This is a genomic window from Campylobacter sp. CFSAN093259 (assembly GCF_012889985.1).
Lineage (GTDB): Bacteria > Campylobacterota > Campylobacteria > Campylobacterales > Campylobacteraceae > Campylobacter_D > Campylobacter_D jejuni.
Window position 1 is genome coordinate 173,623 of record NZ_CP040617.1, and the last position, 16,690, is coordinate 190,312.

Below are 16,690 nucleotides of genomic sequence, written 5' to 3' on the forward strand. Positions count from 1 at the left end.
AAACCACTAAGAAAGTAACAATAATAATGAAATTTTATACTATTTTAAGCATTCTATTTATAAGCTTTATGTTGAGCGCTTGTGCTGTTTTGCAAAAATCATCTCCACTTCAAGAAAATAAAGATTTTTATATACTTGATACGCATACTCAAAAAAAGATTTCTTTTGAAGATATGATTTTAGAATTGCTAAAAGCAGATGTGATACTGCTTGGCGAAAAACACGATGAGGTTAAACATAAGATAAGTCAAGTTATGATTTTTAATGCCTTAGAAGGAAATTTAAGTTCTCAAAATATAAACTTTGATGTAGCTTTAGAAATGTTAGCAAGCACAGAGCAAAATCACTTAGATAAAGCTTTTAAAAATAAAAAAACCATTAAAGCCAATGAACTTACTAATGCATTAAATTGGGATAAGGTCTGGAAATGGAAAGATTATGAGCAATTTGTCAATGTGGTTTTTTATTCAAAGTCAAAAATATTAGGTGCAAATCTTTCACGCTCAGAAATTACAAGCATTTATAATGGGGCTCAGCCCTTAAAGGGTTATGTTTCAACCACAAATGAAGTAAAAAAACAACTTTTTGACATTATATCCTTAAGCCATAAGCTAAATCCTGAAGAAAATAAAGAATTACTAGATAAATTGGTGGAAATTCAACAATTCAAAGACAGGCGTATGGCTGATGTATTGGTTCATCATGTAAATAAAGTTTTATTGCTAGCTGGAAGCTATCATACAAGTAAAAAAATAGGAATTCCTTTACATATACAAGATTTTAAAAGCAGTAAAAAAATAGTTGTAGTGAATTTAAGCTATGGAGAAATAGATTTAAAAGACAGTGATTATGTTTTGATTTATAAGGGGGAGGAATGAAAAAATTAAGTTTATTTTGTGCTGTAGGTTTATGTTTTGCTAGTTTTGCTTTTTCTGAAGAATTAGAATTTGATAGTCTTGAAATTTCAGGTTCAAAAATCAAAAACGATGAAAAACCTTTTGTAACTCCTGGGGCAACAAGCACAAGAGAGGGTATAGGTTCAGATACACAAAGTATAGATTCTATAGTGCGTAGTATACCTGGAACCTACACAAACACAGATCAAGCTCAAGGCACAGTTCAAGTAAATATTCGTGGTATGAGTGGTTTTGGGCGTGTTAATACCATGATTGACGGTGTTACTCAAACTTTTTATGGTAGTGCATCAGATGATCCAGCTAGATTTCATTCACAAACGGGAACTTCAGCTTTTGGAGCTGTTATTGATACAAATTTCTTAATCGGAGTTGATGTTACAAGGGGAACTTTTGAAGGAGTAGGTGGAGCAAATGCCTTGATGGGATCAGCAAATTTTAAGACCATAGGTATAAATGATATTGTACATGATGGCAATATCTTTGGATTTTTAGGACGATTTTCTTATGGAAGCAATGGAATCGGACCAAGTTATATGAGTGCAGTGGCTGGAAAGACTGAACTTGAAAATAATGGATATGTGGGCGCGCTTTTTGGTTATAGCGCAAAGAGAATTACTCAAAATTACACTGTAGGCGGGGGTGGCAAGATAGGTAGTAGTATGGTTGATACTGATGGAGATGGTATAGCTGATACCAATATCGCTCCTTTTGATCCAGATTTTTTAACCCAAAAACCAAACTCTCAACTTTTTAAACTCGAATATGTCCCAAATTCTTTTACAAACACTATATTTTCTTATCGTAGATATCAAAACGAACTTGCCGGTAGAAAAATACACAATGACAATTATCAACTTGATTTTTGGCACAACCCTAATGAGTGGCTTAATGTAAATACGCTTATTGCCTACAATCAAGGCATACAAACCTATGGATCAAAATTTACTTTTGCGGCAAACGATGCCATAGCTAACACAAAGGCAAAAAATACTGCCACTACTTTTGATATAAGTGATACTTTAGAGGGTGAATGGCATAGATTTAATCTAAACATACGCTTTGGAGCAAATATTTTGCTTAATGATTATAAAAATACCTTAAATACATCAATTCAAGGAGTAAATTCTATACCTTTTCAGCCTCGTGGAAAACAAAATCTTTTTACTTATTATCTTGATAATAGTCTAAATTATGGTATCTTTACACTTGATACCAATGTGAATCTTTTAGATTGGAATATCAAAGGACACAGACCTGCTTGCGATGAAGTAAATTTTATGTGTTTTCCAAAAGCGGCGACAGATATAGATAAAAATGGACTTCGCCTGAATGCTTCTGTCATGCTTTCAGCTGCCATACACGAGCTTTTTACACCCTTTGTAAGTTTTGCGAGAACAAATAGAGCCCCTAATGTGCAAGAAATGTTTTTCTCAAATAACGAAGGCAATGGTATCAATTCTTTCTTAAAACCAGAACAAGCCAATACTTGGCAAATAGGTTTTAATTCTTTTAAACATGGACTTTTAAAAGATGATGATCGCTTTGGTTTTAAAGCCGTGTATTATCATACAAAAATAAAAGATTATATTTATAATGAACAATTTTATCTTGAAGATCCAAGTAAAGATCCTCCAAGCTCGCAATTTTATATGCACTTAAATTCAGCTGATGATACCATATTTAAGGGTGTGGAGTTAGAATTAAGCTATGACTTGGGTTTTGCTTATGCTAAAGCTATGTATTCAAGACAAGATACAAGTTCGACTATTTCTCAAACTTCAGGACCTCTTCTTGGCTCTTTTTCGGCAAGTAAAATCATGGAGCTTCCAAAAGATTATGCAAATGTAGAGCTTGGCTTTAGGTTAAATGATAAAATAAGCTTTGGTGGTATAGCAAAATACACAGGCAAAGCAAAAAGGGTAAATCCAAATACAGATGATTGGAATAAGGATCCAAACAATCCTTATTATCCTAAACCAACCACACAAGACTTACCAAAAATTCCTATTATAGTAGATTTATATTGGAATATAGAATGGTTTAAAAACCTCACAATGAGAGCAGAGGTGCAAAATTTATTTGATAAAAACTACATGGATGCCTTAAATGCTTATAATTCCTTAGATAATCAGCTTCAATATAATGGAGCAGGTGATCCTATCTATCTTTTTAGCAATTCTGCTCGCGGTCGTACTTTTATAGTAAGTTTTGAATATAAATATTAAGGAATATACAAATGTTAAAAAAATATTTTTATTTTGTTTTTTTATTGTTAAATTTAAATGCAGAAGCAAATGCAACAGATACAAATTTATCTTTTGATTCTTCTAAGATAGAAACCGAAGCACCTAAAATAGAGCTTTCTCTTTCTAGTCTTTATCAAAATGCTGATGAGGTGGTAAAAGGTGTTATTTATATATTGGTTTTATTTTCCATTTTAGCATGGGCAGTTTTTATTTCTAAGCTTATGCAATTTTATTTTATGAAAAAAAATCTAGACTTGTCTATACAAAAGATAAAAGAATTAAAAAATCTCAATGAATTAGATCAGACAAAAGATTTTGCAGGTGTTTTATCTTTAGAAATTCAAGATGAGCTTGAAAAAAGTGAATATAAAAATGATCACATAAAAGAGCGTATAGAATTGCGTTTGCAAAATACCATCTCAAAGCAAATCACAGCAAGCAAAAATGGCTTGAGTTTGCTTGCGAGCATAGGTGCTAGCGCACCTTTTATAGGGCTTTTTGGAACAGTTTGGGGAATTATGAATGCATTTATAGGTATAGCAAATCTTGGCAATGCTTCTTTGGCAGTCGTTGCGCCTGGTATAGCTGAAGCCTTGTTTGCTACAGCTTTTGGCTTGATAGCTGCTATCCCTGCGGTGCTTTTTTATAATTATCTTACAAGAAAAAATTTAAAACTTATGCACCATTTAGATGAGCTTGCAAATTTTGTCTATATACTTTTTCATAGGAGTTATTTTAATGATAAAAACTGAAATGGCTCACAAAGAAGAGGAGTTAAGTGAGATCAATATAACTCCTTTTATAGATATTATGCTTGTATTATTGATTGTTTTTATGGCTGTTACTCCTCTTATCACAAGTTCTATCAAAATAGAATTACCCAAGAGTTCGCAGCAAGCAGAGGATAAGCTTAAAAATCCCATCATACTTTATTTAAATACTGATAATACTTTGGCTATTAATGATGATAAATTAAGCCTAGAAAATCTTTCAAGTGCTTTAGATATAAAAACCAAAGGCAATAAAGAAGAAATTATTTATTTTCATATCGATAAAAGTGTAAAGTATGAAGATATTATGCAAGTAATGCAAAAATTAAAAGAGAATGGCTATGGAAAAATAGCTCTTTCAAGTAAAAAGATGGATTAGTATGAAGTCTAGTGTGATTTTTGGGTTTGTGTTAAGTTTGATATTGCATACTTTAGTATTAATGTTTTCCCTTTTTTCTTTTTATACTCAAGAAAAATCAAGTGGTGTTGATTTTAAACAAGGAGCGGAATTTACTTCCATTATGATGGTATCAGAGTTTCCTATCGGGGAATTAAAAGAAGTTTCGATTGATCAAAAAAAGAGTAATTCTCAAGATAAAAACAAAAAACAAGACGAAAGAATAAGTTTTAATTCTCAAGATAAAAATGCTGTATTAAAAGTTCAAAAAAAGATTGAAAAGCAAGATGAAAACCAAGCTCAAAAAGAAATAGCTAATGCAAGTGAAAATTCAAAATTTAAAAATGAATCGCTCAGTGCTCCGCTACAAAGTAATAAAGATAAAACACAAACTATAGTAAGTGGCAATGCCAAAGAACAAGTTAAAAGCTATCAAGCTTTGCTTATGGCTCATTTGACTAAATTTAAAAAATATCCTCAAGAAGCGATAATGCAAAAACAAGAAGGCGTTGTAAGAATTCGCGTAAGCATTGATGAAAGCGGAAATGTCTTAAGCAAAGAGCTTAAAAAATCTTGCCCTTATGCAGCGCTCAATGATGAAGCTTTAAGTTTATTTAAAAGAGCTTCTCCATTGCCAAAACCGCCTAAAGAAATGTTAAAAAATGGTGATAAAATCAGTTTTGTTATGCCTATTGATTACAATATTAAAGACTATTTAGGTAAAAAATAAACTTTTCATTAAAAAAAGTTTATTAGAATTTTTATTTTAAAGGTGATGATTATGTTCTCTTCGTTTTTTAAAAGTAAAAAATGGGCTTTATGGGCTTATTTGGGACTTTTTTTACTGTTATTTTTCTTATATATACAAACAAGCTTAAATGTTGCGATCAATTCATGGTATAGTGATTTTTACAATGTTTTACAAAAGCCAAAAATAGAACTTTTGGATTCTAATTCTACGCAAAAAATAGAAGAAAATCTTGAAAATAATGCCACTTTAATCCAAGAGGCTAATCAAAGAGCTGAGCAAAATTTCCAAAAAGCTAATTTTATCAATAAAGGCGCATTGTATTATTATCAAAATTTATTAGAATATTTTTTCAACTCTAGGGCTATGATTGAAAAGCCAAATTATTCAGCAAGTGATTTTTATGCTTTGATTTTAGTTTTTTTGGCTATTGCTATTCCTTATGTTTTAATCGCTACAATTAATATCTATTTTGCTAGCGTCTATGCTTTTAAGTGGCGTGAGGCTATGACTTTTTCTTATTTAAAATTTTGGAAAAATAAAGATGATAATATAGAAGGAAGTTCGCAAAGAATTCAAGAAGATACTTATAATTTTTCTAAAATCGTAGAGAGTTTAGGACTTAGTTTTATAAAAGCTTTGATGACCCTTGTAGCATTTATTCCGATTTTATGGAGTTTAAGTGATGTTGTGAGTAAAGCTTTATTTGCAAATTTAAGCGAAAATTCTTTTTTTTATTTTTTAAAAAACATTGATGGTTTGCTTGTTTATATTGCACTTTTGATTTCTTTAGGAGGCTTGGTTGTGTCATGGTTTGTAGGTATTAAGCTTCCTGGACTTGAATATAACAATCAAAAAGCTGAAGCAGCTTTTAGAAAAGAGCTTGTTTATGCTGAGGATAATCGCAAAGAATACGCTAAAAATGAGACTATGATAGAGCTTTTTACAGGGCTTAAATTTAACTATAAAAGACTTTTTTTACATTATGGATATTTTAATATTTGGCTCATTTTATTTGAGCAAATGATAGTTATAGTGCCATTTTTAATCATGGCACCAGGGCTTTTTGCTGGAGCTATAGGACTTGGTATTGTAATGCAGATTAATAATGCATTTGATCAAGTGCGAAGCTCTTTTAGTATTTTTATCACAAACTGGACAACTATCACTCAACTTAGAAGTATATATAAGCGTTTAAAAGAATTTGAGAAAAATATTTCTTATAAGTCTTAGTTTTTTCTTATAAAATACAAGAAAAAATTCAAATATTAAATTTACTTTTAATTGTGTATAATAAGGTTTAATAATATTTTATTTCTTAAGGAGCTTCATTGGACCCCAGTCAGGTTTTGGATTTAAACCAAACTTCTACAGCATCTTTTGATGCAGGATATTCTATACTTATGGTTGTTGTTGCACTTGCTCTAGTGTTTTTAAATGGTTTTTTTGTTTTGTCTGAATTTAGTATTGTTAAAGTACGTCGTTCCAAGCTTGAAGAGATGATAAAAGAAAAAAAAGCTGGTGCCAAGAAAGCTTTGGAGGTTACTTCAAGACTTGATACTTATCTTAGTGCTTGTCAATTAGGAATCACTTTAAGTTCTCTAGCTCTTGGTTGGATAGGTGAGCCTGCTATTGCAAAAATGCTAGAAATTCCGCTTATTAATCTTGGTTTTAGCACTGTTATTATCCATACTATGGCTTTCATTATTGCTTTTAGCATTATTACTCTTTTACATGTGGTTTTAGGAGAACTTGTGCCAAAAAGTATAGCTATTGCAGTTGCAGATAAAGCGGTTTTATTTATAGCTAGACCGCTTCATTGGTTTTGGATGCTCTTTTTGCCTTGTATTAAAATTTTCGATTTTTTAGCAGCTATAAGTTTGAAACTTTTTGGAATAAAACCTGCTAAAGAAAGCGAGCTAACTCATAGCGAAGAAGAAATTAAAATCATAGCAAGTGAGAGTCAAAAAGGTGGAGTTTTAGATGAATTTGAAACAGAGATCATACGCAATGCTGTTGATTTTTCAGATACTGTTGCTAAAGAGATTATGACTCCTAGAAAAGATATGATTTGTCTAAATAAACAAAAAAGTTACGAAGAAAATATGCAAATCATTTGTGAGCATAAACATACTCGCTTTCCTTATATTGATGGCTCTAAAGATACTATTTTAGGTATGATACACATACGAGATATAATACAAAATGAATTAAACCATAAAAGTCAAAATTTAGATACTTTTGTTAAACCTTTGATTTTGGTTCCTGAAAATATCAGCATTTCAAAAGTACTTGTAATGATGAATAAAGAACGCTCTCATACTGCATTAGTAGTTGATGAGTATGGTGGAACTGCTGGAATTTTAACCATGGAAGATATCATGGAAGAAATTATTGGCGAAATTAAAAGCGAGCATGAAGAAGACAGCTATAAAAAACTTGCTGAAAATATCTATGAATTTCAAGGACGATGCGATATAGAAACTGTTGAAGAAATGCTTGTAATAAACTATGATGAGGATTTAGAACAAGTTACTATAGGTGGTTATGTATTTAATCTTTTAGGACGCTTGCCTATGGTAGGAGATCGCATTGAAGATGAACTTTGTTACTATGAAGTTAAAAAAATGGATGGGAATTCTATAGAGCGTGTTAAGGTGGTTAAAAAAACAAATAAAGATGAAGAATAAGCCTCTTTAGGCTTATTTCTTTTTGTAAATTTGGTTTTTAATTTCTATACACTCAAAACCTTTTTCATCTAGTGTAACTACGCGTAAATATCCACCATCATCTATTTTACCCTCGCATAAAAATACTCTTTTGGCTATTTTCATAGGAAGTTTTTCTTTATTTCTGTGTCCAAAGATTTGATAAAGATTGTCCGAGGTGAAATTACAAAATTGATTTGCTACTTTTTGACTGTCTTCATATCCACCTACACCATAAATAAAGTCATGGCTTGGTATAAAACTTATTTTTTCAGGTTTGGAGGGTATAAAATTTACTCCTCCATGTGAACAAAATATGAATTTATTTTGGAATTTGTAGTATAAACATTCTTTTAGATGAGGATAGAGTTTTCTAGCATCTCTTGGAGTAAGTTTTTCTTTTCTAAAATCCTTTAAAGTATTTTCATTAAATTCTTTGGAATTTGACAATTCTCCATTAGCCCATTTTATAAGATGTCTTTCGTGATTTCCTTCTAATAAGCATACGTTTTCTTTTTCGCAAATTTTTAAAAGAAATTTTATTACTTTGCCATTTTCTATACCTCTGTTGATATAATCTCCCAAAAATATATAAAATTCATCTTCTTTGATTGTTTTAATGTATTCTTTTAAAACACTATAGCAACCTTGTAAATCTCCTATATGATGAATTTTTTTGTATTTGCTTAAATTTGGCATTTGGTAAAGACATTTTTTCCAGTCTCTTGAGTCTAAAATTGGGTATTTTTTTGGATTTTTTTTGAGCAAATCTTGAGTTTTTTCCAAAAGAGCATAAGGAATGATATATCCATTTTTTTTAGCTTCTAAAAGATTTTTTTCTTGACATTGTTTTAAAGAGCTATCAAAAACAATAACATATATTTTATAGCGATATTGTTTAGCTAAGTCTTTATAAATTTTTAATGTTTCGTTGTAAGCGTTTATGATGCTAAACTCACCTTTTTGCATACGCATTTCTAGAAGTTTGAGTAAAATTTTACTCAAATCTTCATCATTTTTAACATTTAAAATTTTATATTCACTGACTATATTTTTAACGCTTCCTGATAAAAGACGCAAAGCATTTAAATCAAGTGTATAATTTTGAAGTTTATTATTTTTGATAAATTCTTCTTGTCCTGCGTAATAATTCCCTCTTAAAACAAGTAAGATTCGCACATTCTTTGCCTAGATTTTCTTTAAAAATTCAGTTTTTAAAACAATAACGCCAAATTTATCTACTCTAGCCTCAATTTCACCTTCTTTAGAAGTGAGCTTAATATTTTTTATAGTAGTTCCACGTTTTAAAGTTGTACTTGCACCTTTAACCTTAAGATCTTTTATTACACTCACGCTATCACCTGTGTTAAGTTCTATTCCATTAGCGTCTTTAGCCATTTTTTTCCTTTCTTTGATCTAAAATATTTAAAATTTGCACCACTAAAGCAAAAGCCATAGCGGTATAAATATATGCCTTATCAATATGAATATCAAAACTTTCAGCAACTAAAACTACGCCTATTAGCACCAAAAAAGCTAAGGCTAAAATTTTAATGCTTGGATATTTTTCAACAAAATCTGCTATAGGTTTAGAAGCAAAAAGCATCACAGCTACTGCGATAATAACAGCGATAATCATGATGGTTACATCTTGAGCAATTCCTACTGCGGTAATAACACTATCAAGCGAAAACACTATGTCAATCACAGCAATTTCAGCTACAACTATCCAAAGTTTATTGCTTGCTTTAAAATGACTTTGACTTTCTTCTTGATGAGAAATTTGCTCTTTAATTTCTTTAATAGACTTTACAATCAAGAAAAGCCCACCTAGTAAAAGAACTAGATCTCTTCCTGAAATTTCATTGCCCAATACACTAAACAAAGGTGTTACAAGTTTCATTACCCAAAAAAGAGATAAAAGAAGTAAAATTCTTGTAATCATTGCAAAAGCTAAACCTAAGATACGTCCTTTATCACGATGTTCAGCGGGTAGTTTGCTTACTAAAATAGCTAAAAAAATGATATTATCTATCCCTAGTACAATTTCAAGAGCACTTAAAGTAGCTAAAGTAATCCAAGCATCAATACTAAATATCCATTCAAACATAAATTTCCTTGAAAATTTTAAAATTTTTTAAAGCGATATTTTATAGTTTTAAAGCAAATACCTTTAATTCTTTAAGAAAAAATTTCAATCACACTTAAGGGTAAAATTTCATGTTCTAGACTATGAATTTTTTCTTCAAATTCTTCAAAACTCAAATTTCTTTTTTCAAAAGCTTTTTGAGCTATAATCATTCCACCATCAAGTTCTTCACTGACCCAATGCACACTCACACCAGCTACTTTCATATCACTTTCATAACTTTCTTTAATCGCATGTGCTCCTTTAAAAAGGGGTAATAAAGAAGGATGAAGGTTAATTGCCTTAATATTTTTTGTAAAAACAGGACTTAAAATTCTCATAAAACCTGCTAATACAGTAAGATTTGCTCCACTTTCTTTGATTTTTTGTACCAAAATCGTATCAAATTCTTCACGAGTATTATAAGCCTTATGATCAACAATGACAGTATCAAGACCAAATTTTTTTGCTCTTTGTACACCAAAAGCATCTTTTTTATTACAAATGCAAAGTACTACTTCATAGGTATTTTCCCCTATGGTTTTTTTATGAAGTTTTTCTAAAATATTTTCTAAATTACTTCCATTTCCACTAAAAAGTACAGCTAATTTTACAAGCATTTTAATCCTTTGATAAGTTTTAAAGCGTCAAAGCTATTTTTATTAAATTTATATTTTTTTGCAACAAGTCCATGAGCTAAAGTAGCATTTTTTGCTGCTTCTAAAGCGCTAAAACCAAAACCTAAATGTGCAGCAATCATTCCACTTAAAACATCTCCACTCCCACCTTTAGCTAAGGCTTGATTTCCTAAATTTACAACAAATAATTTTTCTTTTTGCACAATAATAGGATTTGCTCCTTTTAAAACAAGAACACAATCATAATTTTGTGAAAATTTTCTAGCATAGAAAAAGCGATTTTTTTGCAATGTTTCTATATCTAAATTCTCATCAAAGCACATTTTATAAAGTTTTATAAATTCTTTTGGATGAGGGGTTATAACAACATCTTTTCTGTTTAAATACCAAAGCAAAGCTTCACTTAAAAAGCAGTTTGCATCCAAGATCAAAGGAGTGTTTTGCAAAATTTCATCTTTTAGAAAATCCAAATTTTCAAGCCCCATACCTAAAGCAATAGCACTTGCATTATTTTCAATTTTTTCTTTTAACATCAAAAGAGGCGAGAAACTTTTTTGTGCTACTAAAGAAACAAGACCTGCTCCAAAATTTAAGGCTCCAAGTCCTGCCAAAGTTCCAGCACTTGCATTGGCAACTATATAAATATGGCCAAAATTTCCTTTATTGGCGTTGATTTTTCTATCTATAGTTTTTAAATCTTTTTTTTCAAGCAAAAAAGCTTGAGAATTAGGGTAAAATTTCTTAGATCTAATGCCTAAATTGGCTATTTTAATCCTTCCTACAAATTCCTTAGCAAAATCTTCAAGTAAAATTTCCTTTAAAGCTCCCATACAAAATGTAATATCAGCTTTAAAACAAGGATAAAATCCCAAATTTGTAGGTATATCACAAGCTATTTTTAAAGCCTTACTTTGATTAACTTTTTGAATAATTAAACTTGTTTTTTCATCTAAACAACGATTTGAACCTGTACCTAAAATACAATCAATGATAATATGAAATTTTTTAAAATTGGGTTCTTTTTTACAAAATTTAAAAGCATAATTTTGTAAAATTTGCTCTTGTTTTTTAAAAAGCGTATTTTCTTTAAAGCCTATTTTATAAGCTTTAGCGTGTTTTAAATTTCTTAAAGCCACCAAGCCATCTGAAGCGTTGTTACCCCCGCCTAATAAAAAAAGTATTTTTACTTTTCTAATCTTGCGTTGAATGCGAATTTTTTTAGCTTCTTTTTTAATTAGCTTGGCTAAATTTAATCCCGCATTTTCCATTAAAATAAGCTCATCTAAGCCTTTATTTATAGCATTTTGTTCTAAAATTTTTATATTATCAATAATAGCTTTCATAATCTTTTTTCACCAAAAAATATATATTTTTTTCTCTTTCTTCTTCAAATTTTTTCATTTTGGGTAAAAATTTCTGGATCAAAGCACGAAAATTCTTAAAACCATAATTTTGCGGATGAAAATCCGAGTATTTGCGGTTCATATTAGTACGGATTTGTGCGTATTCGGCACGCCCTTTTTCATCGATAAGTTGTTCGGTGATATTGATTAAAGCTCTTAAATAATCCTTACTTAAAATATCTTCTTTTTTACTCTCATCTTTATCTAAATAAAAAAATTCACTAAAGGCATTTACATAAGATTTTATAGACTTTTCAAGCCCCATTCCTATAACTTGTTTTTTATTTTCTCTTAATTTTTGAATGAGTGAAGTATAATCACTATCGCTTGAAACAATAACAAAAATATCTATATTTTTTTCATAAAATATGGACATAATTTCAGTGATTAAATACATATCGCTTGAGTTTTTGTTGGCTGCAAAATTAAATTGTTGCATAGCGATTAAAGAATATTCAGCAATTTGCTCTCTCCAACCTTGTATATTTTTTTGAGTCCAATCCCCATAAATGCGTTTAATGATAACCTCTCCGTAATCTGAAGCGATATCAAAAATACTTTTAGCGTATTTTGCAGGGATATTTTCTGCATCTATAAAGATAGCTATACTTTTATTTTCCATTTTAATTCCTTGCTCTAAAGCTTAAAGCTTCTAAAATATGGGTTTTGCTAATATTAAGACTTTGTTCTAAATCCGCTATACTTCTTGAAACTTTTAAAATTTTATTAAGCGATCGCAAAGAAAGATTATAACGTGAAATTGCTAAATCTAGCGTATCTTTGGCATCTTTTTCCAATACACAAAAACGACTTAAATCTTCATCTTTTAATTTCCCATTAAATTCTTTTTGCCCCCGTTTTTTACTAAAAATAAAAGCTTGTAAAATTTTTTCACTCATTTCTTTAGAACTTATACTCGTTTTATCATCCTTGCTGATCTCATCCATAGCTACATAAAGATCAATCCTATCCATAATAGGAGCTGAAATGTGATTTTTGTATTTTTTAATCTCATTTTCACTACAAACACAAGAAAGATTTTTGGAGAATAAATTTCCACAAGGACAAGGATTTTGGGCAGCTATAAAGCTAAATTTTGTTTCATAAGTGATTTTAGAATTTACTCTTGAAATATGAATTTTATGATCCTCTAAAGGTTCTCTTAAACTCTCTATGATTTGCTTGTTAAAATGTGGAAATTCATCAAAAAACAATACTCCACCATTTGCAAGTGCTACTTCTCCAATTCTGGCATTTTTTGTTCCTCCGCCAAAAATACTTGCTCTTGTAGAAGTATGATGAGGATGACGAAAAGCACGAATTTTAGTAAATTCACAATCTTTTGAATCTAAAGACATATAAGCATTTTGCATTAAAATTTCACTTAAACTTTGAGGGGGCATGATATAAACAAGGCGTTTAGCACACATGCTTTTACCACTTCCTGGACTTCCTTCAAATAAGATATTATGCATACCTAAAGCAGCTATCATACAAGCTCTTTTGGCTTTTTCCTGCCCTTTGATATCTTTAAAATCAAGTTTAAAATCCATATTTTGTAAAAAAATTTCATTTTCTATTTGTAAAGGGTTTGCAAATAAAGGATGATTGTGAGAAAAGCGAAAATTTTCATAATTTTTTTCTTTAAAAAACTCTATTGCTTCATTTAAATTTTCAAGTCCATAAACCTCTAAATTTGGTATCATGGAAGCTTTTTGTGCTATACTTTTTGGAACAACGATCTTAGCTTTTTTAATTTTAGTAGAGAGAAACAAAAGCAAAGAAAAAAGCTCATTTGTGCTTTTAATACTTCCATCAAGTCCTAATTCTCCTACTACAAAAAAGTCATCTAATTCTTCATTTTGCAAAAGGATTAATAAAGCGATAGCCAAATCAAAATGCGATCCCTTTTTTGGGATGCCTGAAGGACTAAGATTGATAGTGATTTTTTTAGCAGGAAAAGCAAAATCACAACTTAAAAGTGTGGCTTTGATGCGTTCGACACTTTCCTTAATCGCTGTACTTGCAAGCCCTACTATGCTTAAATTTGGCAAACCTCTTGTAAAAGTGGATTCTACCTCTATAATGTCTAAGCCTTCATGAAAGCTTATGCACTTTAGTTTTTTCATTTCTCTTTTTTATGATTTTTCTTCTTTTTCTTAAATTCTTTATCGAATTTTTGACGCTTAGCAAAGGAAATTTTTTCTATAAATAAATGTCCATTTAAATGATCATTTTCGTGTTGAATAGCCACAGCTAAAAAACCTTTTGCTTCAAGTTCTTTAAATTCTCCAAAGCGATCTTGATATTTAAGCAAGATATGATTATAGCGTTTCACTTCTTCAAAAAAATCTGGCACACTCAAACACCCTTCTGTGCAAGTAATCATTTCTTCATCTAAAGGAATAATTTCAGGATTGATAATCTCTAACAAATCTTCTTTTTTTTGTTCATCGTTTTCATCAAAAATATTTACAAGTAAAACACGCAAAGGAATATCCACTTGAATAGCTGCTAAACCTACTCCATTACTTGCTATCATAGTTTCATACATATCATCAAGCAAGGTGTGAAGTTCTGTATCAAATTTATTTACAATTTCAGAGTTTAAAAAAAGTCTAGGATTGGGATAGGTGATAATTTTTCTAACCATTAAAAAACCTTTGTTTTAAATGATCTCCAAAGAAATCATTTAAAACTTTTTTCCAAAACCTTATCAATCAGCCCATATTCTTTAGCTTCTTGTGCTGACATGAAAAAATCTCTTTCTGTATCTTTTGCTATTTTTGCAACTTTTTGCTTAGTATTTTTTGCCAAAATATCATTAAGTATAGTTTTGAGTCTTAAAATTTCTTTGGCTTGAATTTCAATATCTGTGGCTTGACCTCTAGCTCCACCTAAAGGTTGATGAATCATAATACGTGAATTAGGCAAAGCAAAACGTTTTCCTTCTGCGCCACAACTAAGCAAAAATGCTCCCATAGAAGCAGCTTGTCCTATACAAATCGTACAAACATCAGGTTTGATATAGTTCATAGTATCATAAATACTAAAACCACTTGTAATTACACCACCTGGAGAATTGATATAAAGATAAATATCTTTTGTAGGATCTTCAGCTTCTAAAAAAAGAAGTTGTGCTACGATAGAAGCGGCAAGTTCATCATGAATTTCACCACTTAGCATAATAATTCTATCTTTTAAAAGGCGTGAATAAATGTCATAACTTCTTTCACCACGACTAGATTTTTCAATAACATAAGGAATAAACATTATTTATCTTCTTTCTCTTTTTTGCTCACTTTTTCTGATTTTTCTGTTTTTGGTATAAAAATATCATTAAAAAGTTTTTCTTCAATTAAAGCCATTTTCACAGCAGGCAAAGCTCCTTGTTTTTTATAGTTTTCTAAATGCTCTTTTGGATTCATACCATAGCGATATGCTTCAAAATAAATCGCTTGAATCAATTCTTGATCATTTACTTCAATCTTACGCAATTTTGCAAGTTCATCAATGATAAAAGTAAGTTTTACACTTTTTTGTGCTTCTTCTTTAAAAGAATCACGTTTTTCTTGATATTTTTCTTTACTTGCTTTAAGCTCTTCAATTTCTTTTTCGCTAAAAGTATTAAAAGCCGCACGCATCTGCATATCAGTTTCTTGTTCTACTATGCCTTTAGGTAAATCAAAATTATATTTTTCAATCAAAGCATCTGCAAATTTGCCTTTTAATTCATCATTTACAAGTTTGAAAAGTTTTTCATTTTTGATTTGCTCTTTTAATTTTTCATCTAAAACTTCAACACTAGCTTTTTCTTCTCCTGGTAAAAGTTTTTTAAGCATTTCATCATCAAGTTCTGGAATTTTAAGCTCTTGAATTTCATGTAGTTTTACTTTAAATACTGCATCTTTACCCGCTAAATGCGCTGCGCCGTATTCTTTAGGGAAAGTTACTTTGATATCTTTTTCTTCACCTATTTTCATTCCCACCATACCATCTTCAAAACCTGGAATAAATTGCTTAGAACCAATTTCTAAAACATAATTTTCAGCTTTACCACCTTCAAAAGCTTTATCATCTACAAAACCTTCAAAATCAAATTTTGCAAAATCACCTTCTTTTAAAGCTCTTTTTGTTTTTATAGCTTCAGGAGTAGCAAAACGCTTTAAAAGCTCATCTTTTTTCTCATCAATTTCTTTTTTACTTACTTTTGGAGTTTGATATTCAGGGATGAGTTTTTCATAACCCTCAAGTTTGATTTCAGGTTTAAAAGAAAGTATTAATTCAGCAATAATTTCTCCATCTTTACGATCAAATTTTTCAAAATATGGCTCACCTACAAGCTCTTTATTTTCTTTTTTAAGTTCTTGTAAAGCGCTATTTACAGCGGATTTAAAAAGATTTTGTTCTGCATCTTGAGTGAGCTCTCTTTCATATCTTTTAAGTACGGCACTTACAGGAACTTTTCCTGGTCTAAACCCATCCATTTTTACACTTTTAGAAGCTTTTTTTGCTAAATTTTCTACTTCACTTTTGATCATTCCTGAAGGAATTTTTACACTAGCAGTCGCATTAACAGAATCTAGTTGCTTTGCCTTTACTTCCATAGTTTTTTCCTTATAAAATAAAATTTGCCTTCAATGATAGCAAATTTTTCCTTATTACTTGCATAAAATTTTAAAGTAATTTATGATAAAATTGCAATATTACATTATTATTAAAATATAAAAAATAT

17 protein-coding genes are annotated in these 16,690 nt (G+C 30.1%); 7 read left to right on the plus strand and 10 right to left on the minus strand.

Annotated elements, in window-relative coordinates:
• Window positions 1-26: 26 nt before the first annotated feature.
• The 7 genes from FBF20_RS00875 (at window position 27) to FBF20_RS00905 (ending at window position 7,768) form a co-directional block, all read left to right on the plus strand.
• Complete coding sequence (locus FBF20_RS00875) at window positions 27-878, plus strand: ChaN family lipoprotein (protein WP_002851704.1); 852 nt, start codon at window positions 27-29, stop codon at window positions 876-878.
• Window positions 875-3,142: a TonB-dependent receptor gene (locus FBF20_RS00880; protein ID WP_002890651.1), complete on the plus strand. Its 2,268-nt coding sequence runs from the start codon at window positions 875-877 to the stop codon at window positions 3,140-3,142. Before FBF20_RS00875 ends, FBF20_RS00880 begins: the two co-directional genes overlap by 4 nt.
• An 11-nt stretch (window positions 3,143-3,153) precedes the next feature.
• On the plus strand, window positions 3,154-3,915 hold the full coding sequence (locus tag FBF20_RS00885) for a MotA/TolQ/ExbB proton channel family protein (protein ID WP_002890649.1): 762 nt from the start codon (window positions 3,154-3,156) through the stop codon (window positions 3,913-3,915).
• Entirely contained in the window at window positions 3,902-4,312 is a 411-nt protein-coding gene (locus FBF20_RS00890; RefSeq protein ID WP_002851714.1) for a biopolymer transporter ExbD, read from the plus strand. The genes FBF20_RS00885 and FBF20_RS00890 overlap by 14 nt, the downstream gene beginning before the upstream one ends.
• 1 nt (window position 4,313) lies before the next feature.
• Window positions 4,314-5,060 (plus strand): energy transducer TonB, encoded by a 747-nt coding sequence (locus FBF20_RS00895; RefSeq protein WP_002890647.1) that lies wholly within the window; start codon window positions 4,314-4,316, stop codon window positions 5,058-5,060.
• 45 nt (window positions 5,061-5,105) lie between these two features.
• Entirely contained in the window at window positions 5,106-6,311 is a 1,206-nt protein-coding gene (locus tag FBF20_RS00900) for a putative transporter (protein ID WP_010891843.1), read from the plus strand.
• 98 nt (window positions 6,312-6,409) lie between these two features.
• The gene (locus FBF20_RS00905; protein WP_002890646.1) at window positions 6,410-7,768 is read left to right on the plus strand and encodes a hemolysin family protein; all 1,359 of its coding nucleotides are present in this window, start codon (window positions 6,410-6,412) and stop codon (window positions 7,766-7,768) included.
• 12 nt (window positions 7,769-7,780) lie between these two features.
• Here FBF20_RS00905 and FBF20_RS00910 read toward each other — a convergent pair whose 3' ends face one another.
• The 10 genes from FBF20_RS00910 to tig form a co-directional block, all read right to left on the minus strand.
• Entirely contained in the window at window positions 7,781-8,965 is a 1,185-nt protein-coding gene (locus tag FBF20_RS00910; RefSeq protein WP_002851935.1) for a metallophosphoesterase, read from the minus strand.
• Window positions 8,966-8,974: 9 nt separating this feature from the next.
• Window positions 8,975-9,184, minus strand: coding sequence for an alkylphosphonate utilization protein (locus FBF20_RS00915; protein WP_002851709.1), 210 nt, complete (start codon window positions 9,182-9,184; stop codon window positions 8,975-8,977).
• The gene (locus tag FBF20_RS00920) at window positions 9,177-9,896 is read right to left on the minus strand and encodes a TerC family protein (protein WP_002890644.1); all 720 of its coding nucleotides are present in this window, start codon (window positions 9,894-9,896) and stop codon (window positions 9,177-9,179) included. Before FBF20_RS00920 ends, FBF20_RS00915 begins: the two co-directional genes overlap by 8 nt.
• Before the next feature lie 71 nt (window positions 9,897-9,967).
• Window positions 9,968-10,534, minus strand: a complete 567-nt coding sequence (gene purN / locus FBF20_RS00925; protein WP_002851620.1) for a phosphoribosylglycinamide formyltransferase — start codon at window positions 10,532-10,534, stop codon at window positions 9,968-9,970.
• The gene (locus tag FBF20_RS00930; RefSeq protein WP_002851837.1) at window positions 10,525-11,895 is read right to left on the minus strand and encodes a bifunctional ADP-dependent NAD(P)H-hydrate dehydratase/NAD(P)H-hydrate epimerase; all 1,371 of its coding nucleotides are present in this window, start codon (window positions 11,893-11,895) and stop codon (window positions 10,525-10,527) included. The genes purN and FBF20_RS00930 overlap by 10 nt, the downstream gene beginning before the upstream one ends.
• A complete protein-coding gene (locus FBF20_RS00935; protein WP_002826913.1) occupies window positions 11,879-12,577 on the minus strand; it encodes an NYN domain-containing protein in 699 nt (232 codons plus the stop codon). Before FBF20_RS00935 ends, FBF20_RS00930 begins: the two co-directional genes overlap by 17 nt.
• Before the next feature lies 1 nt (window position 12,578).
• On the minus strand, window positions 12,579-14,084 hold the full coding sequence (locus FBF20_RS00940; RefSeq protein ID WP_002890640.1) for a YifB family Mg chelatase-like AAA ATPase: 1,506 nt from the start codon (window positions 14,082-14,084) through the stop codon (window positions 12,579-12,581).
• Window positions 14,081-14,608: a peptide deformylase gene (gene def / locus FBF20_RS00945; protein ID WP_002851936.1), complete on the minus strand. Its 528-nt coding sequence runs from the start codon at window positions 14,606-14,608 to the stop codon at window positions 14,081-14,083. Before def ends, FBF20_RS00940 begins: the two co-directional genes overlap by 4 nt.
• A 35-nt stretch (window positions 14,609-14,643) precedes the next feature.
• On the minus strand, window positions 14,644-15,228 hold the full coding sequence (gene clpP / locus FBF20_RS00950; protein WP_002806309.1) for an ATP-dependent Clp endopeptidase proteolytic subunit ClpP: 585 nt from the start codon (window positions 15,226-15,228) through the stop codon (window positions 14,644-14,646).
• The gene (gene tig, locus FBF20_RS00955) at window positions 15,228-16,562 is read right to left on the minus strand and encodes a trigger factor (RefSeq protein ID WP_002851938.1); all 1,335 of its coding nucleotides are present in this window, start codon (window positions 16,560-16,562) and stop codon (window positions 15,228-15,230) included. Before tig ends, clpP begins: the two co-directional genes overlap by 1 nt.
• Between the last annotated feature and the right edge of the window lie 128 nt (window positions 16,563-16,690).